At 35.4% G+C, this 25,800-nt stretch carries 28 protein-coding genes; 7 read left to right on the top strand and 21 right to left on the bottom strand.

Annotated features, from left to right (window positions below):
- Positions 1-176: 176 nt before the first annotated feature.
- Both nhaA and BUA03_RS06675 read left to right on the top strand, forming a co-directional pair.
- Positions 177-1,313: a Na+/H+ antiporter NhaA gene (gene nhaA, locus BUA03_RS06680; RefSeq protein ID WP_066080247.1), complete on the top strand. Its 1,137-nt coding sequence runs from the start codon at positions 177-179 to the stop codon at positions 1,311-1,313.
- 165 nt (positions 1,314-1,478) lie between these two features.
- Complete coding sequence (locus tag BUA03_RS06675) at positions 1,479-2,927, top strand: flavin-containing monooxygenase (RefSeq protein WP_066080250.1); 1,449 nt, start codon at positions 1,479-1,481, stop codon at positions 2,925-2,927.
- A gap of 85 nt (positions 2,928-3,012) precedes the next feature.
- Here the strand turns inward: BUA03_RS06675 and BUA03_RS06670 are convergent, their stop codons facing one another.
- From BUA03_RS06670 to BUA03_RS06580, 21 genes are all read right to left on the bottom strand, one after another.
- A complete protein-coding gene (locus BUA03_RS06670) occupies positions 3,013-3,399 on the bottom strand; it encodes a DUF302 domain-containing protein (protein WP_066080252.1) in 387 nt (128 codons plus the stop codon).
- A gap of 23 nt (positions 3,400-3,422) precedes the next feature.
- Positions 3,423-3,566 carry a hypothetical protein gene (locus tag BUA03_RS16645; protein ID WP_157492201.1) on the bottom strand — a complete coding sequence of 48 codons (144 nt, stop codon included), beginning with the start codon at positions 3,564-3,566 and terminating at the stop codon, positions 3,423-3,425.
- Positions 3,567-3,591: 25 nt separating this feature from the next.
- Positions 3,592-4,245 carry a membrane or secreted protein gene (locus tag BUA03_RS06665; RefSeq protein WP_066080255.1) on the bottom strand — a complete coding sequence of 218 codons (654 nt, stop codon included), beginning with the start codon at positions 4,243-4,245 and terminating at the stop codon, positions 3,592-3,594.
- A 615-nt stretch (positions 4,246-4,860) separates the two neighbouring features.
- Positions 4,861-7,413, bottom strand: a complete 2,553-nt coding sequence (locus tag BUA03_RS06660) for a multicopper oxidase domain-containing protein (protein ID WP_245792573.1) — start codon at positions 7,411-7,413, stop codon at positions 4,861-4,863.
- Positions 7,414-7,909: 496 nt separating this feature from the next.
- Positions 7,910-8,095 (bottom strand): hypothetical protein, encoded by a 186-nt coding sequence (locus BUA03_RS16480; protein ID WP_139255619.1) that lies wholly within the window; start codon positions 8,093-8,095, stop codon positions 7,910-7,912.
- 80 nt (positions 8,096-8,175) lie between these two features.
- On the bottom strand, positions 8,176-8,625 hold the full coding sequence (locus tag BUA03_RS06655) for a universal stress protein (protein WP_066080258.1): 450 nt from the start codon (positions 8,623-8,625) through the stop codon (positions 8,176-8,178).
- A gap of 158 nt (positions 8,626-8,783) precedes the next feature.
- The gene (locus tag BUA03_RS06650; RefSeq protein WP_066080261.1) at positions 8,784-11,273 is read right to left on the bottom strand and encodes a heavy metal translocating P-type ATPase; all 2,490 of its coding nucleotides are present in this window, start codon (positions 11,271-11,273) and stop codon (positions 8,784-8,786) included.
- A gap of 85 nt (positions 11,274-11,358) precedes the next feature.
- On the bottom strand, positions 11,359-11,877 hold the full coding sequence (locus tag BUA03_RS06645; RefSeq protein WP_082854327.1) for a helix-turn-helix domain-containing protein: 519 nt from the start codon (positions 11,875-11,877) through the stop codon (positions 11,359-11,361).
- A 46-nt stretch (positions 11,878-11,923) separates the two neighbouring features.
- Positions 11,924-12,403: a DUF305 domain-containing protein gene (locus BUA03_RS06640; protein WP_066080267.1), complete on the bottom strand. Its 480-nt coding sequence runs from the start codon at positions 12,401-12,403 to the stop codon at positions 11,924-11,926.
- Between the two features lie 176 nt (positions 12,404-12,579).
- Positions 12,580-13,104, bottom strand: a complete 525-nt coding sequence (locus BUA03_RS06635) for an efflux RND transporter periplasmic adaptor subunit (RefSeq protein ID WP_139255618.1) — start codon at positions 13,102-13,104, stop codon at positions 12,580-12,582.
- Positions 13,105-13,127: 23 nt separating this feature from the next.
- Positions 13,128-13,322 (bottom strand): efflux RND transporter permease subunit, encoded by a 195-nt coding sequence (locus tag BUA03_RS16475; protein ID WP_066080269.1) that lies wholly within the window; start codon positions 13,320-13,322, stop codon positions 13,128-13,130.
- A gap of 5 nt (positions 13,323-13,327) precedes the next feature.
- Positions 13,328-13,798: a heme-binding domain-containing protein gene (locus tag BUA03_RS06625; protein WP_066080272.1), complete on the bottom strand. Its 471-nt coding sequence runs from the start codon at positions 13,796-13,798 to the stop codon at positions 13,328-13,330.
- Positions 13,799-14,491 (bottom strand): DUF3347 domain-containing protein, encoded by a 693-nt coding sequence (locus BUA03_RS06620; protein WP_066080783.1) that lies wholly within the window; start codon positions 14,489-14,491, stop codon positions 13,799-13,801.
- A 52-nt stretch (positions 14,492-14,543) separates the two neighbouring features.
- The gene (locus BUA03_RS06615) at positions 14,544-15,353 is read right to left on the bottom strand and encodes a hypothetical protein (protein ID WP_066080275.1); all 810 of its coding nucleotides are present in this window, start codon (positions 15,351-15,353) and stop codon (positions 14,544-14,546) included.
- Positions 15,353-15,883, bottom strand: coding sequence for a heavy-metal-associated domain-containing protein (locus BUA03_RS06610; protein WP_066080278.1), 531 nt, complete (start codon positions 15,881-15,883; stop codon positions 15,353-15,355). Before BUA03_RS06610 ends, BUA03_RS06615 begins: the two co-directional genes overlap by 1 nt.
- Positions 15,884-15,889: 6 nt before the next feature.
- The gene (locus BUA03_RS06605) at positions 15,890-16,360 is read right to left on the bottom strand and encodes a TlpA family protein disulfide reductase (RefSeq protein ID WP_066080281.1); all 471 of its coding nucleotides are present in this window, start codon (positions 16,358-16,360) and stop codon (positions 15,890-15,892) included.
- A gap of 21 nt (positions 16,361-16,381) precedes the next feature.
- A complete protein-coding gene (locus tag BUA03_RS06600; protein ID WP_066080284.1) occupies positions 16,382-17,251 on the bottom strand; it encodes a DUF3347 domain-containing protein in 870 nt (289 codons plus the stop codon).
- Between the two features lie 151 nt (positions 17,252-17,402).
- The gene (locus tag BUA03_RS06595; protein WP_066080287.1) at positions 17,403-17,774 is read right to left on the bottom strand and encodes a hypothetical protein; all 372 of its coding nucleotides are present in this window, start codon (positions 17,772-17,774) and stop codon (positions 17,403-17,405) included.
- Positions 17,775-17,859: 85 nt separating this feature from the next.
- Positions 17,860-18,204, bottom strand: a complete 345-nt coding sequence (locus BUA03_RS06590) for a phage holin family protein (RefSeq protein WP_066080290.1) — start codon at positions 18,202-18,204, stop codon at positions 17,860-17,862.
- A gap of 53 nt (positions 18,205-18,257) precedes the next feature.
- The gene (locus tag BUA03_RS06585; protein WP_066080293.1) at positions 18,258-19,016 is read right to left on the bottom strand and encodes an alpha/beta fold hydrolase; all 759 of its coding nucleotides are present in this window, start codon (positions 19,014-19,016) and stop codon (positions 18,258-18,260) included.
- A gap of 83 nt (positions 19,017-19,099) precedes the next feature.
- Complete coding sequence (locus BUA03_RS06580) at positions 19,100-19,813, bottom strand: pyridoxine 5'-phosphate synthase (RefSeq protein WP_066080295.1); 714 nt, start codon at positions 19,811-19,813, stop codon at positions 19,100-19,102.
- A 114-nt stretch (positions 19,814-19,927) separates the two neighbouring features.
- On the opposite strand from BUA03_RS06580, the gene BUA03_RS06575 reads away from it, so the two are divergent.
- The 5 genes from BUA03_RS06575 (at position 19,928) to bamA (ending at position 25,799) form a co-directional block, all read left to right on the top strand.
- Entirely contained in the window at positions 19,928-20,587 is a 660-nt protein-coding gene (locus BUA03_RS06575) for a CBS domain-containing protein (protein ID WP_066080298.1), read from the top strand.
- Between the two features lie 78 nt (positions 20,588-20,665).
- On the top strand, positions 20,666-21,550 hold the full coding sequence (locus tag BUA03_RS06570; RefSeq protein WP_066080301.1) for an NAD kinase: 885 nt from the start codon (positions 20,666-20,668) through the stop codon (positions 21,548-21,550).
- A gap of 167 nt (positions 21,551-21,717) precedes the next feature.
- Positions 21,718-22,392 carry a type IX secretion system protein PorG gene (gene porG / locus BUA03_RS06565; protein ID WP_066080304.1) on the top strand — a complete coding sequence of 225 codons (675 nt, stop codon included), beginning with the start codon at positions 21,718-21,720 and terminating at the stop codon, positions 22,390-22,392.
- A 4-nt stretch (positions 22,393-22,396) separates the two neighbouring features.
- Positions 22,397-23,137: an isoprenyl transferase gene (locus tag BUA03_RS06560; RefSeq protein WP_066080307.1), complete on the top strand. Its 741-nt coding sequence runs from the start codon at positions 22,397-22,399 to the stop codon at positions 23,135-23,137.
- Complete coding sequence (bamA, locus tag BUA03_RS06555; protein WP_066080311.1) at positions 23,070-25,799, top strand: outer membrane protein assembly factor BamA; 2,730 nt, start codon at positions 23,070-23,072, stop codon at positions 25,797-25,799. Before BUA03_RS06560 ends, bamA begins: the two co-directional genes overlap by 68 nt.
- Position 25,800 lies beyond the last annotated feature (1 nt).

Genomic DNA, 25,800 nt, shown 5'->3' with positions numbered 1-25,800 from the left:
AAAAACAATCCTTTATTTTTTTTAAAATATTAATTGGTATATTTGATAAAACGAGGAAAGACGACTCCTTTTTTTAGACTTTTCTACCCGAAATAGTTCTAAATAAGCAGCACTATATTGGAAAAATCCAAAAACAACGGCAAGCTGATCTAAAATTTTCATCAAAAAAAAGAGTAATGAAGTTATCGAAACTATTTAAAGAATTTTACGAAAGTGAAAAAGCAGGAGGTATAATTCTACTGATTGTTACCATTATTTCTCTTTTGTTGGCTAATTCTCCCATTCAATCGAGTTATATTGGCTTTTGGCAATTTGATGTTGGTGGACACAGTATCACCCATTGGATAAATGATGGATTGATGGCAATTTTCTTTTTACTTATTGGTTTGGAACTGGAACGCGAAATTTACAAAGGCGAACTCTCGGATTTGAAAAATGCTTCTTTTCCTCTCATTGGAGCTATGGGTGGTTTTCTACTTCCTGCGGCTATTTTTCTTTTATTCAATTATGGAACAGCTACGCAAGCAGGTGCAGGGATTCCCATGGCGACGGATATTGCATTTGCCATTGGGATTTTATCCTTAGTAGGGAATAAAGTTCCCATTTCACTAAAAATATTTCTTACAGCATTAGCTGTTATTGACGATTTGATAGCAATAATAGTGATCGCGATTTTCTATACCAAAACGATCATTTGGACTAACCTATTGATTGCATTAGCGTTATTCAGTATTTTACTTTTACTAAACCGTCTTAAAGTTAAAAATCTAATTCCCTACCTGCTTGGAGGTATTGCAATGTGGTATTTTATGTATAATTCAGGGGTTCATGCTACAATTACGGGTGTTTTACTGGCTTTCGCCATACCCTTTGGTAACGGAGATAAAAATTCGACCTCCTACATTTTACAACACGTTTTACATAAGCCTGTGGCATTTGTAATTTTACCTCTTTTTGCGATTGCTAATACCTGTATTGCAATAGGAGTTGATTGGCAAGATGGATTAGGAGAAGCCAATAGTATTGGAATCATTGCAGGTCTTATTATAGGAAAGCCTTTGGGTATTTTTGCGTTTGCTTTTTTGGGTGCTTCGCTCGGACTTTGCAAACTTCCAGAAGACCTAAAATGGAAAAATATTATTGGCGTAGGACTTTTAGGTGGGATAGGATTTACAATGTCCATTTTCATAACCATCCTTGCTTATGATGATGCAACCCTTATTAACAGTTCCAAAATAGCGGTCATAATTGCTTCACTCACCGCAGGAATTATAGGCTTTTTATTTCTAAAGATGACCTTAAAAACGCGATAGCCCGTATTTACAAATCATGGTTACAGCAGTAAGCCTAACATGGCATTGCCCCTTGATTTTTTACTTTTTATAAATTAACAACACCATTACCCCTGAAAATGGAATGGTGTTTTTTGTTGATTCTATTATGTATTTTGCAGCAGCATTTAATTCTAAAATAACAACATGAACACGACGCACACCGATATAATCATACTAGGTGCCGGCTTGTCCGGAATAGGCGCCGCCTGTCATTTGTCTCGTAAAAATCCAAATAAAACCTATGTTATTTTAGAAGCAAGAGCGGAACTTGGAGGTACGTGGAGTTTGTTTAAATACCCCGGAATCCGTTCTGATTCAGATATGTATACTTTTGGGTATTCCTTTAAAACATGGGAAGACCACAAATCGTTCGCAGACGGGCCTTCAATCTTGAAATACCTGAATGAAGCTGCTGACGAATATCAAGTACGAGATCATATCCGATACCAACAAAGTGCCGTTTCTTACAACTTTAACACCAAAGAGAAATTATGGACTGTAACTGCCGTAAACAGCATCACAGCGGACCAAACAGTTTACACGTGCCAGTTTATCTTTAGCTGTAGTGGTTATTATAATTACAGCAAAGGCTACACCCCCGCATTTAAGGATCAATCCCGTTTTTTAGGTAAAATAATCCATCCGCAACAATGGCCTGAAAAATTAGATGTTGCCGATAAAAAAGTGGTGGTAATTGGCAGTGGAGCCACAGCGGTTACCATCGTACCTGAACTTGCCAACGAAGGAGCTCAGGTTGTAATGTTGCAGCGATCGCCAACTTATATTGCCGCCTTGCCCAATAAGGACAAGATTGCCGCCCGATTGAAACGCCTATTCCCAAAAAAAATAGCATACAGGCTAATCCGCTACAAAAATATTTTCTACTCGATTATCTTTTTTAATCTCTGCAGGTTCTTCCCTGAAGCTATGAAAAACTTCATAATCAAAGGTGCTAAAAAAGGTCTGGGTGACTTTCCAGTGGACCCTCATTTTATACCCAATTACAACCCATGGGAACAACGTTTTTGCATCGCCCCAAACGGAGATTTTTTTAGAGCCATCAGGAAAGGGAAAGCGACAGTGGTTACCGACCATATCGATCGTTTTGTCACCAATGGAATTTTATTACAATCGGGAAAAACAATACCAGCCGATATTATCATCACGGCAACAGGACTTAATTTATTGGCGTTTGGAGCAGTGAAATTTCAACTGGATTCAAAACCATTTGATGTTTCTAAATCTTTTGTTTACAAAGGCGTAATGTTAAGTGACCTGCCCAACTTTTTTATTTTTGTTGGTTATACTAATGCCTCGTGGACACTGAAAAGCGACTTGACCAGTGAATATATTTCACGGGTTTTAAATTACTTGGACAAACATAATTACAAAGCGGTAAAAGCAAAAGTAATTGAGACTGATTTACAACCGGTTCCGCTACTCAATCTCAACTCTGGATACATCAACCGTTCAGCGAATATGCTTCCCAGTCAAGGAAATAAAGCCCCTTGGCGCATATACCAAAATTATGTGCTGGATTATAAAATGCTGCGACTGGATTCCGTGAAAGACAAACGACTCAAGTTTTTTTAAAAATTAGACTCTCGATACAAATCCAATATTTAAAATAATAATCTCAGATGCAATTCGACTTACCAAGTAAGAATTACAAACGGTATTACAAATTATCAATTACTCTTTTCAGCCTATCTCTAATTTCTTTTGCGATTTCCTTAAGCGCAACGTTATCTACCGCTTGCATCGACGCTGCCGGATCAACTGCAGATACTTCAACCTGACCTTTTATTTTTTCTTGAACAATCACATTGCAAGGCAACATCGTTCCTATTTTATCTTCTGCCAATAGCGCTTTATAGGCAAACGATGGATTACACGCACCTAAAATGGTGTAATTGTAAAAATACACATCCAATTTCTTCTTTAAAGTTGTTTTCAGGTCAATTTCTGTCAAAACACCAAATCCTTCTACTTTAAGAGCCTCAGTAACTTTTTGAAGGGTATTGTCGAAAGTATCCCCAATTGTTTTACTAAAATAATATTCCATCGCTGTTTAATTTTAAAATTTAATTATTTTCTTTTACTTTTTTTATAGAGATGCGCTGCTGCTAATAGTATGAGTGCAAAAATCAAGATGGAACCCCACCAAAACCAATGCATTCCCATAAATGAGTAGCCATCCATGTGCATTCCTTCATGTCCTGTATTATTCATAATGATAGTGTATAAGCGTTAAAAATTAATGATTTGCTTTATGATTTTCTTTCTTTTCCATTTTTTTATCCATTGCTTTCATCTTACTCTTGTCCATTTTTTCTGCTTTCATTTTCTCCATCATTTTCATCATTTCTGGATTATCCATCATCGATTTACACATCTCGGACATCATAGCATCATCATTTTTAGCTTTTGCCATCATGCCTTTCATCATACCTTTCATCATTCCTGGATTATCCTCCATCATTTTCATCATTTCCGGCATCATGCTTTTCATCATTTCTGGATTCTCTTTCATCATACCCATCATTTTAGCATGATTTTCTTTCATCATCTCCGGATTATTCTTCATCATGTCTGCCATCATGCCTTTCATCATTTCAGGATTATCCTCCATCATTTTCATCATTTCCGGCATCATGCTTTTCATCATTTCCGGATCCGCTTTCATCATCCCCATCATTTTAGCATGATTTTCTTTCATCATCATCATTTTACCGCTTTTGCTGTTCATCAACGTGCCCATCATCTCTTTTGACATCATTTCGTCATTGGCGATAGTGTTCATGATTTTGGCTCTCTTATCTGATTTTGAGAGGACTTGATTCGTTGACTGACAGGAATACAATAGACCAATCAATCCAAATGCGAATGCAAATTTTTGTAGTGTTTTCATGGTGTTTTATTTTAAAGATTAAAAATTTTATATTAAACGTAAACTGTACTGCACTACAACATTCAATTTCGCAGTCGCACTGCATTTACACTATCGGAAACCGAACTAAAACTCGTCGCCAATGCAGCATTCATTAAAGAAGTCATGTAAAAGCGAGTTAAACCAATGTATTTATAACTAAATTCAACAACATTTAAAACCATAACCAGATGCACGATTATAAACGAAAAAGCTAGTAGTAATTCAAATTTTACATTAAGCTTATCCTTTGAGTGTGAATCGTTTTGCTCAATAGTTTTATTTTTTAATAAAAGTTCATACTTGCTAGTCGGTTTAATTGCTGGATAACGTCTTTTTTATAATTGTTTTATTATTTAAAGTGTTTTAAAAACTTATTATCGCAGCACTAAACTAGCTTATCTATGTGTTTTAACTAATTAATAGACAAGCCAGTATTACGTACACATTCCCACAACATCTTTCCTGTCAATAGATCAATTCCTTTAGTGATCTGTATTCACTGTTGCTGTCACAGGAAACGAAAAGGATGTTTTTTTTAGAGTGATTCAATTAAACTGCAATTATTGAAAGCAAAATGTTAAAGATTTTTTCTTTTTAATAATTGACATTCAACCCAAAACCCACTCCCATATCACTATCGTAATGCGTTGTGATTCCAAGATTTTTACCTACAATATATTTTAATCCTGCCATATATTCTTTATCAGTATTAACCATAAAAGCCATTCTCAAGCGTTTTGCAACTGGAATATCCTCTCGCATTAACTGCATTCTTATATTTCCATCATGATACACTTCAGCTTGCGCAATTAGTAGTAGTGGCAGTGTGTAACTAAAACCTAAACTTACTTGAATACGTTTGTCTTTAGTACTCTTTTGACCAAAAACATTTTTCTCTACTTCATTATAACCTAGCTTTCTGTATCGAGCATCAAAACCAATAAAGGGCATAAACCATTGATTTCTTCCAATGTATCTTCCAATATGTGTTTCGGATTCATAACCATGATCATCATGATATCCTAAGCGCCATTCTGTAGCAAAACTCCAACGCGCATTTTGTACCATTGCTTGCCCATCATTTCCGTTAGTAGCAAAATCATTTTCTGCCATAAAATGCAATTCGTTACTTTCTGATTGCAACTTTTTATAGGCTACAACTTTGTTAGGTAAGTAGGGGTTTGGTGGCGAATTTTCATAGCTAAATACTCTATTCATACCTGCCATCATGTGGTACAGAATGTGACAATGAAAGAACCAGTCGCCATCAACATTTGCTGCAAATTCAATCACATCTGTTTCCATGGGCATGATATCCAAAACATTTTTTAATGGAGCGTAGTCGCCTTGTCCGTTTAACACTCTGAAATCGTGTCCATGCAAGTGCATAGGGTGACGCATCATGGAATTATTGAATAACGTGATGCGAACAATTTCTCCTTTTTTAATTAAAATTTTATCTACTTCTGAAAGTACTTTGTTATCCATACTCCACACATACCGATTCATATTCCCTGTTAATTCGAACCGTATTTCTCGAACAGGAGCGTTTTTGTCAAGTGTAGTCTTCGTAGGCGATTTTAGCATCCCATAATTCAAGGTTGCGATGTCTCCATTCATTGCATGTTTTGAATGGTCCATTTCAGCATCCATTTTCATTGGCTCCTTGTCTGTAGCCCCTACTATTTCTGGATACATCACCGTATTCATATCCATTTTTTGCAGAGACATATCCATTCCCATGTCATTCATAGTTCCGTCCATATTCATCATGTTGTTCATCATCTTCATGCCTTCAAAATATTTTAGTTTTGGCATTGGACTAATTAATTGTCTAATCCCTTGACCAATATAAATTGATGTTGATTTAGTTCTGTCTTCTGGTGTAGCTAAAAATTCATACGAAGCATTTCCAGCAGGAATCGTAACAATGACATCATAAGTTTCAGAAACGCCTATGATTAATCGATCTACTTCTAAAGGTTCGACATCATTTCCATCATTAGCCACTACAGTCATTTTTCCACCAGCATAGTTTAACCAAAAATAAGAGGAGGCGCCACCATTAGAAATTCGTAAACGTACTTTATCCCCTGCTTTAAATTGCGAGAGTTGACCTTCATTCTGTCCGTTTATTAGAAATTTATCATAGTATATATCACTCACATCCATGGCCAACATTCGTTTCCATTCATTGGTTAATTTGGTTTGAAAATGTCCCGCTTTAATAGCTTCGGCATAACTCTGCGTGGTTCCTTTTTTAATTGCAAACCAATCGGAAGCATTGTGCAACATTCGATGCACATTCTCAGGTTTATAATCGGTCCATTCACTTAAAATTACCGGGATTTGAGGAATATCATCTATGCCATTTCTAAAGGTTGGATCATCTGATTTTTTATTTAAAATCAATGAACCATACATTCCTATTTGCTCTTGCAAACCACTATGGCTGTGGTACCAGTGTGTTCCTGATTGAATTATTGGAAATTTGTACACAAATTCGGCTCCTGGTTCAATAGGCATTTGCGTTAAAAAAGGGACGCCATCCTCTTTATTAGGCAACATCAAACCATGCCAGTGTAAAGAGGTCGACTCTTTCAAATGATTGTAAACATGAATTTCGGCAGTATCACCTTCGGTAAAAGTTAATGTAGGCATAGGAATTTGTCCATTTACCGCAATAGCTCTTTTTTCTTTGCCTGAAAAATTGACAATCGTATCGCGAACATGTAGGTCGTAGCGAATTGTTCTTGGCGGCGCACTTTTAACTACTTTTTTAACAATCCCTTCTTTGACCGTCGTATTTGTTCCAGAAACAGTAGCATGATTACCATGTATAGCATCCGTTGCTGCTTTAGACTCAACAGTCTTTGCTTTTACTGACACCGCTGTTTTCGCTATTGGCTTTGCTGCCTGTTTTTTTCGCACCGATTTTTTTACCGGCTTTGCTTTCTCTTTGATTAAATCCATCCCACATTTAGGACATTTACCAGGTTTCTTCGCATGAATTTCCGGGTGCATAACACAAGTATAAGTTGTGGGCTGTTCCTGCTGTTCCTTTACACTTTTTGATACATTAACATACTGTGCTTGCGCAACAGAATAAAAAATCAATAGGAACATTGCTATTATTATTCTTCTCATTTTGATAATTCTATGGGATACTAATTATTTTATTTTTCTGAACTAACTGAAGATTATTGGTGCAAAAGCAACAAATACCAATACTGAAACGTACCAATATAGTTGCATTTCACCGCTATCATCAGAGGCATCATGATTCGTCATTGATACTAAAAGCTACTGTTGCGCTTTAGGATCTTCTTTTTTTCCATAGTTTTTTCCATAGTTTTCATTTTACTCTTTTCCATTTTTTCTTTTATTGAACATTTCTGCATTATCCATCATCGATTTGCACATTCCGCACATTATCTTATTGTCAATCTTTAGCTTTCTCCATCATTTCTGACATTATATTTTTGATCATTTCTAAATTATCTTGCATCATTTTGATCCTTCCTGACATCATACTTTCATCATTTCCGCCATCATATCTTTCTTCAACATAGGATTTATTTCATCATAGTCATCATTTTGGCATGATTCGCCTTGACCATTATCATTTCAATTTCCTGTTTCATCATTTTACCCTTTTGCGACTCATTAGTATTCCCATCATATCTTTGGAAATACTATCGTCATTTGCAATTTCATTCCTAATTCCCAATCTCTTGTATGATTCTGAAAGAACCTGATGCGTTGATTGAAAAGAATAAAAAAGACCAACTAGGCAAAGCACTAACGTTACTTTTAAAGCGGTCTTCATGATTTTCCTAAAATTATAACCGTTTTAAATTTCCATTATATAACCTATAATTTCCTTATTTTGAGCACAAACTATTGCTGTCATTCTGTTTTATTTCGTACAATTTCAACAGAACAATTGGCATGTAATGCTACAGACTGTGAGACCGACCCTAATAAAAAACGATCAATCATACCATAACCGTGCGATCCAAGGACAATTAAATCTGCGTCAAACTTTTCGGCCTCTTCAACAATAACAGTTTTGGCCACCCCTTCTATTATTGAAGTTACAATTGAAAGTTCTGGTTTTTTATTTCTAATAATTTTTAAAGCTTCAGCAACAGCATTATCTGCGAATTTTGATGAATTTATCTCTTCATTGTCGTAATGTTCAGTCAGCACACCCATAGGAGCCAAGTTCATTAAGTTTGTTCCTTCATAAACTGAAATGATTTTCACTGTGGTATTGGAAGGCAAAGGCCTACTTGCAAACTCCTTAATCATGGCTAGACTAAAAGGAGAACCGTCGGTGGCTAAAATTATTTTCATTTGACTAATTTTTAATTAATTATTTACAATCAGATCGTTACAAAGTAATACTAAACTATAAAGTTAACCTTTTGGCAACAGAATCAGTTGCGATTTGATATAATTATACCGATTGCAAAATCATTTCAATTTTACAAAAAATAAGTTTAACTCCTTTTTTAGAGCTTCAAATTTCGCAGTCGCAATGCATTTGCAATAACAGAAACCGAACTAAAGCTCATTGCTAACGCCGCTATCATTGGCGAAAGCAAAAGACCGAAAAAAGGATATAAAACCCCTGCCGCAATTGGAATTCCGAGTACATTATAAAAGAAAGCAAAAAATAAATTCTGATTGATATTTTTCATCACGGCATGACTCAATTCTTTAGCCTTGACAATCCCTTGCAAATCTCCTTTGACCAAAGTTATTTTGGCGCTTTCTATTGCTACATCGGTTCCGGTTCCCATCGCAATACCAATGTCGGCTTGCGCCAATGCTGGAGCATCATTAATTCCGTCTCCTGCCATAGCCACAATTTTGCCTTGGTCTTGTAACCTTTTAATTTCCTTTAATTTATCCTCTGGCAGACAACCCGCTATAAACGAACTCAAATGCAATTCGTCCGCGACTGCTTTGGCGGTGTTCTCATTGTCGCCCGTAAGCATAATCACTTCGATTCCCTGACTCATTAATTCCTTTATTGCAGCCACGCTCGTACTTTTTATCGCATCTGTTATTGCTACATAACCCAAAACCTGATTGTCTACCGAAATATAAGACACTGTTTTTCCTAGTTTCTGCTCGGCTACTATTTTAGCGGTTAAATCATCTGAAGTTTTTGAATTGTTTTGCTCCATCAATTTTACATTTCCAAGTGAAATTTTTTTACCATTTACGGTTCCAACCACTCCTTTTCCTGTAATGGATTCAAAATCTTTCGCTTCTAATAAAGTAACCTTTTTCGCTTTCGCAAAATTGACTACGGCTTGCGCCAAAGGATGCTCACTATACTGATTCAACGAAGCAATCATTTGCAACAAGTCTTCCTCTTTATTTTCAGTCGAAAATACCTTTTCTACAGAAGGTTTTCCTTCGGTAATTGTTCCCGTTTTATCAGTAATTAGAACATTTACCTTATTCATATTTTCTAAGGCTTCCGCATTTTTTATCAAAACCCCAGATTGTGCTCCTTTACCCACTCCTACCATAACTGACATGGGGGTTGCTAATCCCAATGCACAAGGACAAGCGATAATCAAAACCGCAATCGCATTAATAAATCCGTAAACTATTGCTGGCTCGGGGCCAAATTGTGCCCAAACAAAAAAGGTAATTACTGAAACGCCCACTACTATTGGCACAAAATACTTCGCTATTCTGTCTGCCAATTTTTGTATTGGTGCTCTGGAACGGCTGGCTGAATTTACCATTTGTACAATTTGCGAAAGCAAAGTTTCTGAACCAATTTTTTCAGCAAGCATCACAAAAGATTTGTTCCCGTTAATTGTACCTGCAATAACTGCATCGTCTGCTTTTTTATCCAAAGGAATGGGTTCACCCGAAATCATGGATTCATCGATGGTGGTTTCCCCGTCGGTAATTTTTCCGTCAACAGGAATTTTTTCGCCTGGTTTCACCCGAAGCAAATCACCCTTTTTGATATCATGAACAGAAATGACTTTATCGCTTCCATCAATGACTAAGGTAGCCACTGTGGGTGCTAATTTTAATAATTCTTTTATGGCACCACTGGTTCTGCTGTGTGCTTTTGCTTCTAACAGCTGACCTAACAAAACCAAGGTTAGTATTACCGTTGTTGCTTCAAAATACAGATGCACCGTTCCGCCTTCCGTTTTGAATTCATTTGGAAAGTATTCCGGAAAAAATAAGCCAAACAGGCTAAATAGAAAAGCCACACCAGAACCAATTCCGATCAGGGTAAACATATTTAAGTTCCAAGTAATAACCGACTTCCAGGCTCGTACAAAAAACATCCAAGTAGCATAAAAAACAACCGGAAGCGACATGGCAAATTGTACCCAATTCCAACTTGAAGTGTCCATTATTTTCAGCAGCGGATTATTGGGTATCATATCTGACATCGCAATGATAAAAATAGGCAACGTAAAAACGACTGCTATTTTCATTTTACGAACTAAGTCTAGATACGTTTTGTTGTCTTCGCTTTCGGTAGGCTCCATTGGTACTAAATCCATTCCGCATATCGGACAAGAACCCGGCCCTTCTTGGATTATTTCAGGATGCATGGGACAGGTGTACATTGTTTTCGTCGGAATTAAATCGGGTGCTTTTACCAAGTCCATTCCGCAAACAGGACAATCACCTGCTTTATCATATACTTTCTCCCCTTCGCAATGCATGGGACAATAATATTTTCCTGCCGCATTTTTGGGAGGTGCTACGGCAACTTCTTCTTCAGGTAATAGAGAATCATTTGGATTAAAAACCTTTATCGAATAATTACCCGCAGCTGAAAGCAGCTCTTGAAACTGCACAGTTTGAATATTCTTTTCCATTGCGATAGTGGCTATTGGCGGATCTAAGGTCACGACAGCCTGAACGCCTTGAATAGCGTTCAAAGTTTTCTCCACCTTGGTACGACAACCATCGCAGCTCATTCCGATAATAGTATATTTATATGTCATTTTTTCAAAACTTTAAATTAACAGTACAAATATCCGTAGGATTCTACTTTATGTTGTTACACAATTCTGAATTACCTTTGTAAGATTACAAATCGTCAATCTGTTTTCTCATTTTATTTTTCAATTGCTTGAAATGGGTCGGGGTACAACCAGTAGTCTTTTTGAATTGATTGCTTAGATGCGCTACATTACTATAATTGAGCTGAACTGCAATTTCACTTAACGTCATTTCGTTATAGATTAATAGTTCTTTTGCCCGTTCAATTTTTTGAGTAATAAAATAATGTTCGATTGTTGCTCCTTCTTTTTCTGAAAAAAGCTTACTCAAAATACTGTAATCCTGCCTTAAATCGGCGGCTAAATAATTGGACAAATTACTTTTCAGCTGTTCCTTTTTATAATGGACCAAGTCGATTATTAAATTCTTAATCCTTTCGACAGTCTTATTTTCCTTATCATCTAACAGTTCAAAACCGAGTGAACTCAGGTTCTGTGACAGCAGTTGTATTTGACTTTCGTCCAAATCAGTTGCAATTTCTACTTTCCCTAATTGCATTGCAATAATAGAAAGCCCCATTTTTTCCAACTCTGCCGACACCGCCATTTCGCAACGGCCACAAACCATGTTTTTTATATAAATTTTCACTTTATTATTTTTTGCTTTCGAGACGAATAATCATTTCATTCATTTGCTTAATTTCTCTTTCTTGAGCAGCAATTATATCTTCAGCTAATTTTTTAGCTTCTGGATCTTTAAAATCTACATTACTACTAGTCATAATGGCTGATGAATGATGAGGAATCATCGCTTTCATATATTGTATATCTCCAATAAAGGTTTGTGTCCTTAATAGAAAAAGGGTTCCAAGAAATGTACTAGCGGCAAAGACTATTATCATTACATTGACTTTATTATTTGGATACATTTTCCACATCGATATCAACATTGTAATTGCCATTGCGGCAATCATTAAAGTAGTCATGTAAAAGCGAGTTATACTATTATAGATGTGACTGAATTCAGCAACATTTAAAAACATGACTAAATACATAACGACAAATGAAAAAGCCATTATTAGGGCAAATTTTACGTATGGACTTTCCTTTGAGTGTATATTATTTTTTTCCATGATTTTATTTTTTAATTAGAGTTTTTGATTGCTAATCGATTTAACTTTCGAACGTTGTCCTTTTTATACTAATTTTACTATAAAAAATGCTTTCAAAGTTCAATATAACAGAACTAAGTTAGCTTATTTTAACATTTTAACCTATTATTATACAACCGATTATGCATTGCCTCTTATTACATCTTCATCCCCGCCATGGGATCGCTTCCTTTACGGAATATATATTCACTGTTAATAGCATAGGCACCGGTAATAACTACTTTTTTTGTACTGTCCACTTCCGATGTGATTTCGACCATTCCATTAGCTTCTACCCCAGTTTCAACCATCACGTTCTCAAATAGACCATGACTTTTTTCAACCCAAATGTACGTGGCATTTTCATCCCTAATAACAGCATCTATTGGAATAAATAAACCATTCTTGTTCGATTGGCTCAATTTTGCCACTGCTTGCATTCCTGGTTTTAAAAATAAATTCGGGTTGGCAATTTCCATTCGAATTAATAGTAATCTGGAATCTGGATTAATCTCAGGATTAATAAATGAAATTTTTGCCTGCATTTCTTTAGCAGGATAATCTGTAAAAGAAACCGTAGCGCTTTGTCCAATTTTCAATGATTTTGCATAACTCACATTTACTTGCGTTTCAATCCAAAGTGTGTTTAAAGCGGCCAACTTAATTATAGCGGGACCTTCCATGACATAACTACCTTCCGTAGCCGTTATCTCCGAAATATTACCTGTGGGCTTCTACCCATCCACTCCGTGAAAACAATAACCTGATTTTCGGATAAATCAGGAATGGCATCAATGGGATTTTGCTGCACACTATAAATCCCCCAACCAAACAAGCAGGCGGAAACAAGCAAAACAATCGCTCGGTTTTTTAGTGAGAATGATATTAATTTTTCTACCATTAGGATTAATTATTTGCTGCAATACTGTCGCTCTTTTTTTCAATCCAATTTAGCAATACCGCTTTACTCTCTTTAGTGAGTCTGGCATTTTTGTGTATGATCGTATAAGAAGCCAAAGGCATTTCATCTGACTGTATTTGTTTGATCATTCGATCTAATTTGCTTCGTTGTTTTCGTTTGGAGTAAGTACCATATTCGCTAAAATTCAGATTTTCTTTTCCTTCATTAATATGACTATCCAGAAACAGTCGTACAGGCTGAACATAGGAGTACCAGGGATAATTAGTGCTATTACTGTGACAGTCAAAACAGGAAATTTGTAAAATTTTTTCCACTCTGGAAGGAACCTTGTACAATTTTGTGAAATGCATAGGTGAAACCTGCCCATACTCTACGTTACGGGCGGGTTGATACAGTTGCATCAACAAAAAAAGGACTACACTTAAGATAGCCCCTTTTTTTATGATTGGTTTCATTTATAATTCTTTTTCTACTCTCCCACATGTCAACATTTCAGCGCCGTAATATGGATTTTTGATCTCTTTCGAGTCACTTATCCAATAGCCACTTTTTCCCTGATCATACATTGGACAGTACTCTTGATATAACTTTTTATTTGTTCCAAAAGTTTTTATCATATCATTCATATCCTTGCTTAGCATAGCAAAATGTTCTCTTTGATGCTCTATTTTTCCAGCGTTGTCAGCAATATGTTCGGCGTGTTCTTTGGCTTCATCTGCAATTTCAATATATTCCTTTTTCAATTTTGCATCGATTGAAGTAGTGTTTGCTGCATTGAAGGTTGCTAATAACGCCTTAGCAGCAGCGGCTGCTCCATTTGAATCATCGTTTACAAGTGCATTTTTAACTTTTAAATAATCATTTACATTTGCATCTACAGTTACAGAAAAGGGAGTTACCGCAACCTTTTCTGTTTTTACTTCCTCAGAAACAGCTTCCGTTTTAACTACTGGCTCCGTTAATTCCATACCGCATTTAGAACAAGTATCCCCTTGCTTTCCAGTAACTTCAGGATGCATTGGACATGAGTATAATTGCGATGTACTTTGTGTAGTTTCTGGCTTCACGGACTCTTCTTGCTTATTTTTTTGATTACAGCCTACTACTACAATTGCCATTAGAACTGTTGAAAGAATTATTTTTTTCATTTTTATTAGATTTTTCATTTTTATTAAATTTTGATGTAGGTATTCAAACTTACTATTTTGTAATATTAAAAAAAGTATACTCCAGATTCAAATAAATCCCATTTGGTGCAGATCGAAGCATGGAACTATACAATTCATGCCTATAGGCAATGTCAATACGTGCCTGACTTTGGATAATGAATTGTATCGCTGGTACGGCATCTAAATATGATTTCCCGTTTTCATTTATCGTTTGTCCTATAAATTCTACCATAAGGTTAATATTTGTTTGTTTAAAATTGGTATATTTTTTAGGATACATTAATTTTCCAAAAGACAAACTATAATTAGTCGCATGGTCTCCCTGCGTTGACGGAAAGGGATAATTAGGTTTGTTATCTAAAGCTTTTTCAAAACTAACAGACGAACTAATGGCTACTTTTTTGATTAATTTAGTAGCGACAATTCCAGTTTCAAACCCAGTATTGTGTCCCATTATTTCAATTGTTTCCTGATGAATATCGGCATTATTGAAACTGTATCTCCCAAAGGCAGCCAGGCGAAAATGACTGTTCAAGTCATCCGTTGAAAAAAACCGATATTTGGCGTAAAGACTACCACCTTCAGTTACTAATTGTGAATTTCTATTGCTCACAAACATTGATGTTCTAAGCATCAAATTTTTATTAGCACCCCAAGTTACTTCGGGCATGAGATGATAACTGTACCCAGACTTCATTTGTTCCTTGAAAATAGATTGTCCTAAACGAATCCCTAATGAACCAGCAGGAACATTACTTGCAGGATCCGTAACAACAAAAAGTTCTTGAGCAGCTAATCCTTGCAGGAGAAATAATGTGAAAATAATTGACAATTTTCTCATTAAATTATAATTTTAATATGATAATCGTCTTCGTTATCTAATGGATATGATGCTACTTTAGAAAACATTTTGAGTAGTTTTTTATACTCTTTTTGAGTCACATATCCTTTGTCATATATCTTTAATTTTGTTTCTCCAGTACTACCGTTAGGCCCTTCATTCAATAAAATAAAAGTTGAACCGTTTAAGGAAATCGTTTTATCACTTGCGGCTTTTAGGTTTTCTACAGGCATAGTGATTACAAAGGATCCAATAAAGAAACCTGCTTTTTCAACCCCTTCTTTTAGTACTCGAGGCATTACTTTACTGTCCTTTTTAAAGTAAACAAGGAACGTATTGGTATTCAAGTCAGTACTTACACTATCTACACCTACTGTTGCTTTCAACTGTTTGTTTATAGCATTGGAACACATAGAACATGTCAAACCCGTAGCGATTATTTCTACTTTTGAGATTTGGGAGTAGGATTTTACACTTGCTATCAAAACCAAGCAAGCGATCAGAATGAATTTTAAATTTGTATTTTTCATTTTACTTTATTTTTTAATTTGCATTATTATTTCTTCCACGGTTGGATTGATGGCGACTAATATCCCTGAAGTATCAAATAAATAGGAATTAGGCAATTCTTCCACTCCAAAAAGCACTGCTGATTTTGCATCAAAGCCTTTTGGGTCTATTAATTGAAGGTACGTTAATCTGTCTTTTTGAATGGCGTTCCTCCATTTCATTTGATCCGTGTCTAGTGCTATTCCAACAATTTCGAAGTTCTCCTCTTTATACTGATTGTATAATGGAGCCAGCTTTCTATTAGCCAATCTGCATGGTGCGCACCACGAAGCCCAAAAATCGATTAAGACTGTTTTTCCTTTTAAAGAGGCCAGATTAACTATTGTATCTTGATTGCTATTAAGTTGTACATCAGGTAAATTAGCTCCAACTTTAATTTGCGAATGGGCAGCCGAAAAACTAAGTATTAAACTGAATAACAGGATTATTTTTTTCATTTTTGCATTCTTTTTAAATACCTATTGAATCGTTTCAACCGTTTTACCGCACGTCATCATTTGAGATCCGTAATATGGATTTTTTACCGCATTTTCTTTACTCAACCAATTGGCACCTTTACCGCCATTTGCCATTGGACAAAACTGAAGATAGACCGGTGTTTCATATTTAGCCACTTTGATCAATTCGTACATCGATTTTGAGAAAGGAATAAAAAATTCTCTTTGTTTTTTTATGTCTTGCGTTGCTGCAATTTCTTTAGCACCAGCTATTAAACCATTCATTTCTTTCATCCAAACCATGTGGACATCCATCGCAAGCTCGTCCATATTTACCGCACTTGAAGCCGTCATAACGTCTTTAGCGATGATTGATACCGATTTTCCATCTGTTTTTACCAAAGCATCTTTCAACAAGAAATAAGTATCAAACACAACTTTTAATGGGGTATTTACTTGATCTTTTGCAACTGTATTTTCAGTGTGATTGGCATGATTTGAATGATTTTCTGCGACTACCATTTTCATTTCAGTAGAAACAGCTACCTTAGCTTCTCTTTCATATTGGCAGCAGCCATGTAAAGCGTCGTAAACATCATCTGGAGCAAGATATTTATCACTGTCGTAACCCGCCAAAGCAACTCTTTTTAAGATTTCGTCCTGACTCGTTTTAGTAGAATCATACGTAAGTGTTGCCATTTTTGTGTCTTTGTTCCACTCTACCTTTGCCACTTTCTTTAAAGTTCCAGCAGTTTCGATAGTGCTTTTACACATGTCACAGTTTCCATATATTTTAACGGTTTCTGTTTTACTGTTTTTAATTTGCGCGCTCGCAACTGTGACTGAAAGCAATAGTGTAATTGCTATCAATATTTTTTTTATTGAGTTCATTGTATATTAATTTTGAAGTGAATTAGTCGGAACAATAAGTAAACCATAGCCTATGTAGCATGATTTAAATTGTATTCGACGGAAATTTGTTGATTTTTGAAAGCCTAAAATAGACTGAAATAAACAGTCTTTCGGCTGTCATAAAAGGGATTTAGCTTATTTTAGGGGGAAGCCAAATAGAACGGAAATCAGAGGAAATGAAGATTTCTGAGTAATAATAATTTTGCTTTTTAGTTGAAAAACTAAAGAGCTGATCGTTAAATTCTGCGTAATGAATTGAAGTGATTCCTAAATAAACGGTTGAACTGCTGCAGGTAATACTTTTGCAAGCACCATTACAACCTTCATGAGATTTCTCTTTTGAAGATTTTTCGCTTTTACAACACTCTTTTTCATTCTCTTTTGGAGAAGACTCTTTTTTGCAACATTCTTTTTCCGTTTTTGTTCCACATGCCAAAGCCACGTCCGGTGTCATAAAGAAACCGATCATAACTACTAGCAGTATGTAAAACTTTTTGGACATTGCAAATTTTATTGGAGACAAAGGTATATAAATAACAAATACAATAAATCAATTTATTCCCAAATACGTGTTAAAATAGCATTTGTTACTTTCCGTCTCCTAATATTCCATTCATTATAGATTGTAATAGTGACAATATGATGCTAAAAAATAAGGCGGTCAAAAAGGTATCAACACTAAATCCACCTACGATTTTTGTACACAACAAAATCATTAGTGCATTGATAATCAACAAAAATAACCCTAACGTAAGAATCGTAACTGGTAAGGTAAGAATAACCAATATTGGTTTGATAAAAATATTGAGTAAGCCAAGAACAAGTGCTACGATTAACGCGGTAGTAAATCCAGCCACACGAACCCCAGGCATAAAGTTCGCAATTAGCAAAACTAAGGCCGAAGTAACAAGAATTTTAATTAGTAAGTTCATGAAGTTTTGTTTTAAAATTTAATAAATGTAGTAAAAATTTAAAAGGATTGTATTTATTTTAAAAAGGAAGTGACTTTTTGATAAAATTCAGCGGGGTTTTCTGCATGAAGCCAGTGTCCTACTTTAGGAATAGTTTCGATACTTGATTCTGGGAAATGATGTTTTATAGTGTCGAAATCGCTATCTAGAATATATCTAGAATTCCCCCCACGAATGAATAAGGTAGGTTTATCAAAAATGGCATTCTCTGGCAGCGGAACTCCTATTTCTTCCATTTTGGTATTAAAAACGGCTAAATTAAAGCGAAAAGCCAATTGTCCTGGCTCTTGCCAATACAAGCTTTTCATTAAAAATTGTCTGGTTCCAAAATCAGGAATAAACTGCGACATGATTGCTTCGACATCACTTCGGCTTGGTTTTACTGAAAAATCAACGGCGTTTAGGCCTGCCAGAATTTCCTGATGGTGTTGCGGATAAAATTTTGGTCCAATATCTGCAACAATTAATTTACTTACTAATTCAGGATGTGATGTTGCCAGCAGCATCGCTACCTTCCCGCCCATGGAATGTCCTACTATAACAATATTCTCTAAATTATGACCTTGGCAATACTCGACAACATCCTGAACCATGATTTCATAACTAAAGTCTCCCGCGTGCAAGCTTCGTCCATGATTGCGTAAATCAAGAATATGAACCTGAAAATCAACAGCAAATTGCGTTCCTAGTGTTTTCCAGTTATCCGACATTCCCAGAAATCCGTGAAGAATTAAAAGTGGCTTGCCCGTTCCTTCTATCTTTGAATATAACATTTGATTTTTGATTATAGATTAATGATTATAGATAGTTGATTCCAATTAGGTCTATCCAGATTCATAAATCGTTTTTTTATAAACTATTTTAGTTTTTGCAAATACATATTTACCACATTATCCAGCCCCAGATAAATGGCTTCAGAAATTAACGCATGCCCTATGGAAACTTCGAGTAATCCCGGAATATTTTGTTTAAAAAACTGGATGTTCTCTAAACTAAGATCGTGTCCAGCGTTAATTCCCAGTCCAAGTTCATTAGCCAAAATAGCGGACTGTGTGTAGGGTAAAATTGCGTTTTGATTCCCCAAACTGTATTGATGTGCAAATGCTTCCGTGTACAATTCAATTCTTTCGGTTCCAATTTTTTTCGCCCCTTCGATCATTTCCAGAACTGGATCCACAAAAATAGAGGTTCTGATTCCGTTACGCTGGAATTCCTGAACGATTTCGGTTAAATAAGCGGCATGCTTGATAGTATCCCAACCGGCATTTGAGGTTATAGCATCTATTGCATCTGGCACCAAAGTCACTTGAGTAGGTTTTATTTCTAAAACAAGATCTAGGAAAGTTTTCTCTGGATTCCCTTCGATATTGTATTCCGTATACACGATGGATTTGAGATCTCGAGCATCTTGATAACGGATGTGACGCTCATCCGGACGGGGATGAATCGTGATTCCTTGTGCTCCAAACTTTTGAATATCGCTGGCTACTTTTAATAAATTGGGTACATTTCCTCCGCGAGCATTGCGCAAAGTGGCTATTTTATTGATATTTACACTTAACTTTGTCATTTAAACTCCTTTTTATTTAGATACTACTATTTACTTGGAGCAAAAATACAAAGTAAAATCTAGGAGTTTTTGCTTATTTTTGATTATTTTGCATCGAATATTGCCAATTGATTTATGACAGAAATTACAGAATATATAACTAATGATTTTAAAGCGATTGACAGTCAGGAAACTATTTCAACTGTTCAGGCCTTTTTTGACGACAGTCACTTTTCGCATTTTCCAATAATTGAAGAGGGAATTTATATTGGGAGTATTGCAGGAGAAGATATAGAAACTTTTGATGCTGACAAGAAAGTGACTGATTATCGGTTTACACTTGAAGGTTTTTTCGCTAGGACCAATACTATCTGGCTTGATGTTTTGGAAGTATTTGCAAAAAATCACACCAATTTAATTCCTGTTTTAGATGAAAACAATGTCTATGTAGGTTATTACGAAATAGAAGACATCCTGAAATTTTTTCACGAAACCCCTTTCTTAAAGGAACCAGGCTCCATTATTGTGGTCAAAAAACCAATTTTAGATTATTCGATGAGCCAAATTACCCAAATTGTAGAAAGTAATAATGGCAAACTATTGGGCTTATTCATTTCTGAAGCAGATGTGGAAAGCGTGGAAGTGACTCTAAAAATAACGTTGGGCGCAATGAACGAAATAATCCAAACTTTTAGAAGATACGATTATGAAATCATCTCGGAGCATCAGGAAGACAGCTACATCAGTAATTTAAAGGAACGTTCTGAATATTTAGACAAATACCTTAATATATAGTCCTCATTTAACTGATTATTGGTTTAGTCCGTTACATGTCAAAACAAACACAACACCATTAAACGATTCAATAAAAAGATGAAAGTAGCTATCTACGGCCAATATTATCAAAATAGTACCGAACCCATTATAAACGACATCTTTGTTTTTTTCAATAAAAATAAGGTAGAGATGATTATCGAGTCTCATTTTTTGTTGATGCTTAATAAACGAAAGATTGTCGAAAAAAAATATAAAACGTTCAGTTCCCACACGGAAATCGACTCCAGTTTTGATATGCTTATTAGCATAGGAGGAGACGGAACTATTTTGAGAGCCGCCACATTAGTGCGGGATTCAGGAGTTCCAATTCTAGGAATAAATGCTGGAAGATTAGGATTCTTGGCAACCGTTCAAAAGGAGAACATTGCTGAATTTATGCAATTTGTAATAGATAAAAAATACACTATATCTAAAAGAGCCTTATTGAGTTTAACTTGTTCGCCACCAAATGAATCCATTGAAGAAATCAATTTTGCAATGAACGAAATTACGGTTAGTAGGAAAGACACTACCTCCATGATTACGATTGACACCTATTTGAATGATGAATATTTGAACTCGTATTGGGCAGATGGTTTAATCATATCGACTCCCACTGGTTCTACAGGGTATTCTTTGAGTTGTGGCGGCCCCATTTTGACTCCTGACGTGAAAAGCTTAGTTATAACACCTATAGCGCCACATAATTTAACCGCGAGACCACTGGTAGTACCTGATGAAACTGAAATTCGATTGAAAGTTACAGGACGAGAAGAAAACTATTTAGTTTCTTTAGATTCCAGAGTCACCTCTGTAAAAAATGAATCCATACTAACCTTAAAGAAAACTCCTTTTCAAATAAATATGGTTGAAATTCCAGAAGAAACTTTTTTAAAAACCTTACGCAATAAATTACTTTGGGGAGAAGACAAGCGGAATTAAATCTATTTTTTGAGAGCCATACGATTTTATCAAATTTTTCCGTTTAAATGAAACAAATGCATATTTAGTGGTAGTTACTACATTAATTAGTAAAAAAAACCACATTTAGCAGAATGGGTATTGAAACGAAATGATAATTATTATATTTGCACGCAATTTTTGATTTAATGAACAAGATTTTTTATTTATTTATTTGCTTATTCTCAATAATGGGCGCCCGAGCTCAGATTCATGAGATTGGTGGTTTTCTAGGCGGAAGTAATTATATTGGAGATGTGGGTCCTACAACTTACCTCTCACCTAATGAACCTGCTTTTGGAGTTCTTTATAAATGGAATAAAAGTCCGAGACATGCATATCGATTTTCTTACACGCAATCTGAAATCACTTCAAGCGATTTAGATTCAAAAGAAGCCGGTAGAAATCAAAGAGGGTATCGTTTTGAAAACAATCTGAAAGAAGTATCTGCAGGTCTTGAATTCAATTTTTTTGACTTCAACCTTCATGAATCAAGTGCTAAAATCACTCCTTATGTGTTCTCTGGCTTAAGTTATTTTCTAACAAGATATACCTTGACCGATACTCAAACAGGAAATTCGGTTAAAGGCAGATCGGAACGAAGGAAATCAGTAGCTATACCAATGATTGTAGGAATCAAGTCAAACATATCACCCCATTTTATAGTAGCATTAGAAACCGGAGCAAGATATACTTTGACAGACACTATAGATGGAAGTTATAATCAAGATTTTGGAAATATAAATAATAATGATTGGTATGTGTTCACAGGAGTTACTTTAACGTATACTTTTGGCCAAAAACCCTGTTATTGTGCAGAATAAAGAGATGAATTTACTACAGAATATCGACGTGGCAAAACTGCCAAAACACCTGGCCATCATCATGGATGGAAATGGGCGTTGGGCAAAACAGCAAGGACTTTTGCGAGCTTTAGGTCATGAAAGCGGAACAAAATCAGTGAAAGTAATCATTGAGGCTAGTGCCAAGCTAGGCATCGAATTCCTTACTTTATATGCCTTCTCAACCGAAAATTGGAACAGGCCAAAACTAGAGGTTGACACCTTAATGAAAGTGTTGATCAACTCGTTGAAAAAAGAACTCACCACATTGCAAAAAAACAACATCAAGCTAAATGCTATTGGAAATATTGACAAATTACCTAAATCTGCTCAAAAAGAACTTCTTGATGTAATTGACAAAACAAGTAGTAACACAAAAATGACGCTAACCTTGGCGTTAAGCTACGGTTCCAGGGAAGAATTAGTCGCAGCGGTAAGAAATATATGTAGTAAAGTTAAAAATAATATAATTTCAATAGACGCTATTGACGATTCCATTATTAATGAGCATCTTTACACGCAAAATTTACCGGACGTAGATTTATTAATACGAACAAGTGGAGAACATAGGATAAGTAACTTTTTGTTATGGCAGATTGCCTATGCAGAATTGTATTTTACTGATATATTGTGGCCAGACTTTAAAGAACAAGATTTATATGAGGCTATCATTAGTTATCAAAAAAGAGAACGTAGATTTGGAAAAACAAGTGAACAAATTAAATAATTTTTTAGTGTTAAATAAAAGCATAAAAATAGCCCTTACCGTTTTGATTTTTGGAAGTTTTACACAAGTTAAAGCACAAGAAAGAGTTCCTTTTGATCAGGGTAAAAAATACATTCTAGCAGATGTAGCTGTAGTTGGCGATATCAGTTTTAACTCTCAAACTGTGGTGACTTTTTCTGGTTTGCAAAAAGGACAGGAAATTACAATTCCAGGTGAAGAAATTAGCGCTGCTATTAAAAAATTAGGAAAATTAGGTCTCTTTGACGAAATCTCCTTTTATGTCAATAAAATACAAAATGACAGTATTTATCTTGACCTAAACATCATCGAATTACCCAAATTAAATCAGGTAAAATTTGTTGGCGTAAAGAAAACAAAAACCGAAGGTTTAATCAAAGATAATTCATTGACCAAAGGAAAAGTAGTCAATGAAAACTTAGTTACTACCACTAAAAACTACATCGAAAACAAGTACAAGAAAGACGGTTACTACAATACAAAAGTAAACATCAATACTGTAAAAGATACTGCTACGGCAAACCAAGTGAACATGCTTGTTACCATTGATAAAGGTCAAAAAGTAAAAATCCAGAGCATTGATTTTGTTGGGAACACAAAAATATCCGATAAAAAATTGCGCAAAGCAATGAAGGATACAAAACAAAAAAATCCGATCCGACTCTTAAAAGCATCTAAATTTATAAAAGACAAATACAAAGCCGATTTAGAAAAAGTAATTGCTTCCTATAAAGAAAAAGGATATAGAGATGCTCGAATAATTTCAGATTCTGTTTCTTTTGACAAAAATAAAAATGCATTGAACATTACAATAAATCTAGAAGAAGGAAACAAATATTATTTTGGAGAAATTAAATTTTTAGGAAATACCGTTTACACTGATCAAGGATTAAGTCGAATATTAGGCGTAAATAAAGGAGACACTTACAATGGCGTGCTTTTGGAAAAAAGAATTGCAGATAAGTCTAAACCAGACGCAGAGGATATTACTAATTTATACCAAAACAGTGGTTATTTATTTTCAAATGTAAATGCTGTTGAAGTAAAAACAGCAAACGATACTATTGATTTTGAAATCCGAATCACGGAAGGTCCAATTGCTTATTTCAATAAAATCACAGTAGTAGGTAATGACAAGACAAATGACCGCGTAATTTACAGAGAGTTAAGAACAAAACCAGGAGAAAAATACAGTAAAGATGAACTAGTAAGGACCATTCGAGAAATAGGACAATTAGGATTTTTTGATCCAGAAGCGATTGATCCTAAATTCAAAAATGTAGATTCTGGAGCAGGAACTGTAGACATTGAATACAATCTTGTTGAGAAAGGTTCCAGCCAAATTGAACTACAAGGAGGTTATGGCGGTGGCGGTTTCATTGGTACACTTGGACTGTCATTTAACAACTTTTCAGCTAGAAATTTGCTCAACAAAGAGGCCTATAAACCACTTCCTATGGGAGACGGTCAAAAAGTGTCCTTGCGTTTACAAGCGAGTACGTTTTTTCAAACCTATAGTGTATCGTTTTCAGAACCATGGTTTGGAGGTAAAAAACCAGTTTCCTTTAGCACATCACTATCTTATAGTAAACAGTTTTTAAATAATTTTGTAACCCAAAGAGCGGATAAAACGAAAAGTTTTGACATCCTAACCTTATCGGTAGGTTTGGCTAAAAGACTTACTGTACCAGATGATTATTTCGTATTGTCTCAGTCCGTGAGCTACCAATATTATGCGTTAAACAATTACAACACCGGGTTATTTACCTTTGGAAATGGGACTTCTAGAAACCTTGCCTATACTGTGGGACTTACAAGAAGCAGTAAAGGTGTGAATCCAATATTTCCAACATACGGTTCAGAATTCAGTCTTTCAGCAAAAGTAACTCCTCCTTATTCCTTGTTTAATGGAGTGGATTACGCAACACTAGGAGATCAGGAAGAATACAAATTAAAAAACACTGTCGATCGACAAAATGTACCTGATGCAAATGGAAACATCGTTAGCATAGGTGACTATATTGACATCAATGGAAATAAGGTAACGGACTTCAGACTAGCAGCTGCGGATGTTAGTAAAGTCGATCAAAAACGATTTAATTGGCTAGAATACTATAAAATAAAATTCAAGGCAGATTGGTACACCAAAATTTATGGTAAATTAGTACTTAGAACATTGACCGAGTTTGGTTTCCTTGGCGCATACGATCAAAATAGAGGTGCTGTGCCATTTGAAAGATTCTTTCTAGGTGGTGATGGATTGGCTAACTTTCAAATGGACGGTAGAGAGAATATCCAATTAAGAGGATATCCTAATAACTCTTTGACACCTACAAATCGTGCCGGAGAACAAATTGGAGGTACTGTTTTTAATAAATTTTCAATGGAATTGCGTTATCCTATAACCTTAAAATCTTCTGCATCGATCTACGCATTAGCATTTATGGAAGCAGGTTCCGCTTTTGCAGATTTCAAAAGCTATAATCCTTTTGCCTTAAATCGTTCCGCTGGAGTTGGGTTGCGTGTATTTATGCCAGCATTTGGTTTATTGGGAATTGATTTTGGACATGGTTTTGATGCGTTACCAGGACAAGCGAAAGCGAATGGATGGGAAACTCATTTTATCATTGGACAACAATTCTAAA

This window comes from Flavobacterium fryxellicola (assembly GCF_900143245.1).
Lineage (GTDB): Bacteria > Bacteroidota > Bacteroidia > Flavobacteriales > Flavobacteriaceae > Flavobacterium > Flavobacterium fryxellicola.
The sequence above is the reverse complement of the archived record's forward strand: the minus strand, read 5'-3'. Positions and strand labels throughout refer to the sequence as shown.

What these genes read in the sequence shown, in the direction of transcription:
- nhaA (WP_066080247.1), top strand. Translation starts at nt 177, where the DNA reads ATGAAGTTATCGAAACTATTTAAAGAATTTTACGAAAGTGAAAAAGCA.
- BUA03_RS06675 (WP_066080250.1), top strand. Translation starts at nt 1,479, where the DNA reads ATGAACACGACGCACACCGATATAATCATACTAGGTGCCGGCTTGTCC.
- BUA03_RS06670 (WP_066080252.1), bottom strand. Translation starts at nt 3,399, where the DNA reads ATGGAATATTATTTTAGTAAAACAATTGGGGATACTTTCGACAATACC.
- BUA03_RS16645 (WP_157492201.1), bottom strand. Translation starts at nt 3,566, where the DNA reads ATGAATAATACAGGACATGAAGGAATGCACATGGATGGCTACTCATTT.
- BUA03_RS06665 (WP_066080255.1), bottom strand. Translation starts at nt 4,245, where the DNA reads ATGAAAACACTACAAAAATTTGCATTCGCATTTGGATTGATTGGTCTA.
- BUA03_RS06660 (WP_245792573.1), bottom strand. Translation starts at nt 7,413, where the DNA reads ATGAGAAGAATAATAATAGCAATGTTCCTATTGATTTTTTATTCTGTT.
- BUA03_RS16480 (WP_139255619.1), bottom strand. Translation starts at nt 8,095, where the DNA reads ATGAAGACCGCTTTAAAAGTAACGTTAGTGCTTTGCCTAGTTGGTCTT.
- BUA03_RS06655 (WP_066080258.1), bottom strand. Translation starts at nt 8,625, where the DNA reads ATGAAAATAATTTTAGCCACCGACGGTTCTCCTTTTAGTCTAGCCATG.
- BUA03_RS06650 (WP_066080261.1), bottom strand. Translation starts at nt 11,273, where the DNA reads ATGACATATAAATATACTATTATCGGAATGAGCTGCGATGGTTGTCGT.
- BUA03_RS06645 (WP_082854327.1), bottom strand. Translation starts at nt 11,877, where the DNA reads ATGGCGGTGTCGGCAGAGTTGGAAAAAATGGGGCTTTCTATTATTGCA.
- BUA03_RS06640 (WP_066080267.1), bottom strand. Translation starts at nt 12,403, where the DNA reads ATGGAAAAAAATAATATACACTCAAAGGAAAGTCCATACGTAAAATTT.
- BUA03_RS06635 (WP_139255618.1), bottom strand. Translation starts at nt 13,104, where the DNA reads ATGGAAGGTCCCGCTATAATTAAGTTGGCCGCTTTAAACACACTTTGG.
- BUA03_RS16475 (WP_066080269.1), bottom strand. Translation starts at nt 13,322, where the DNA reads ATGGTAGAAAAATTAATATCATTCTCACTAAAAAACCGAGCGATTGTT.
- BUA03_RS06625 (WP_066080272.1), bottom strand. Translation starts at nt 13,798, where the DNA reads ATGAAACCAATCATAAAAAAAGGGGCTATCTTAAGTGTAGTCCTTTTT.
- BUA03_RS06620 (WP_066080783.1), bottom strand. Translation starts at nt 14,491, where the DNA reads ATGAAAAAAATAATTCTTTCAACAGTTCTAATGGCAATTGTAGTAGTA.
- BUA03_RS06615 (WP_066080275.1), bottom strand. Translation starts at nt 15,353, where the DNA reads ATGAGAAAATTGTCAATTATTTTCACATTATTTCTCCTGCAAGGATTA.
- BUA03_RS06610 (WP_066080278.1), bottom strand. Translation starts at nt 15,883, where the DNA reads ATGAAAAATACAAATTTAAAATTCATTCTGATCGCTTGCTTGGTTTTG.
- BUA03_RS06605 (WP_066080281.1), bottom strand. Translation starts at nt 16,360, where the DNA reads ATGAAAAAAATAATCCTGTTATTCAGTTTAATACTTAGTTTTTCGGCT.
- BUA03_RS06600 (WP_066080284.1), bottom strand. Translation starts at nt 17,251, where the DNA reads ATGAACTCAATAAAAAAAATATTGATAGCAATTACACTATTGCTTTCA.
- BUA03_RS06595 (WP_066080287.1), bottom strand. Translation starts at nt 17,774, where the DNA reads ATGTCCAAAAAGTTTTACATACTGCTAGTAGTTATGATCGGTTTCTTT.
- BUA03_RS06590 (WP_066080290.1), bottom strand. Translation starts at nt 18,204, where the DNA reads ATGAACTTACTAATTAAAATTCTTGTTACTTCGGCCTTAGTTTTGCTA.
- BUA03_RS06585 (WP_066080293.1), bottom strand. Translation starts at nt 19,016, where the DNA reads ATGTTATATTCAAAGATAGAAGGAACGGGCAAGCCACTTTTAATTCTT.
- BUA03_RS06580 (WP_066080295.1), bottom strand. Translation starts at nt 19,813, where the DNA reads ATGACAAAGTTAAGTGTAAATATCAATAAAATAGCCACTTTGCGCAAT.
- BUA03_RS06575 (WP_066080298.1), top strand. Translation starts at nt 19,928, where the DNA reads ATGACAGAAATTACAGAATATATAACTAATGATTTTAAAGCGATTGAC.
- BUA03_RS06570 (WP_066080301.1), top strand. Translation starts at nt 20,666, where the DNA reads ATGAAAGTAGCTATCTACGGCCAATATTATCAAAATAGTACCGAACCC.
- porG (WP_066080304.1), top strand. Translation starts at nt 21,718, where the DNA reads ATGAACAAGATTTTTTATTTATTTATTTGCTTATTCTCAATAATGGGC.
- BUA03_RS06560 (WP_066080307.1), top strand. Translation starts at nt 22,397, where the DNA reads ATGAATTTACTACAGAATATCGACGTGGCAAAACTGCCAAAACACCTG.
- bamA (WP_066080311.1), top strand. Translation starts at nt 23,070, where the DNA reads ATGAGGCTATCATTAGTTATCAAAAAAGAGAACGTAGATTTGGAAAAA.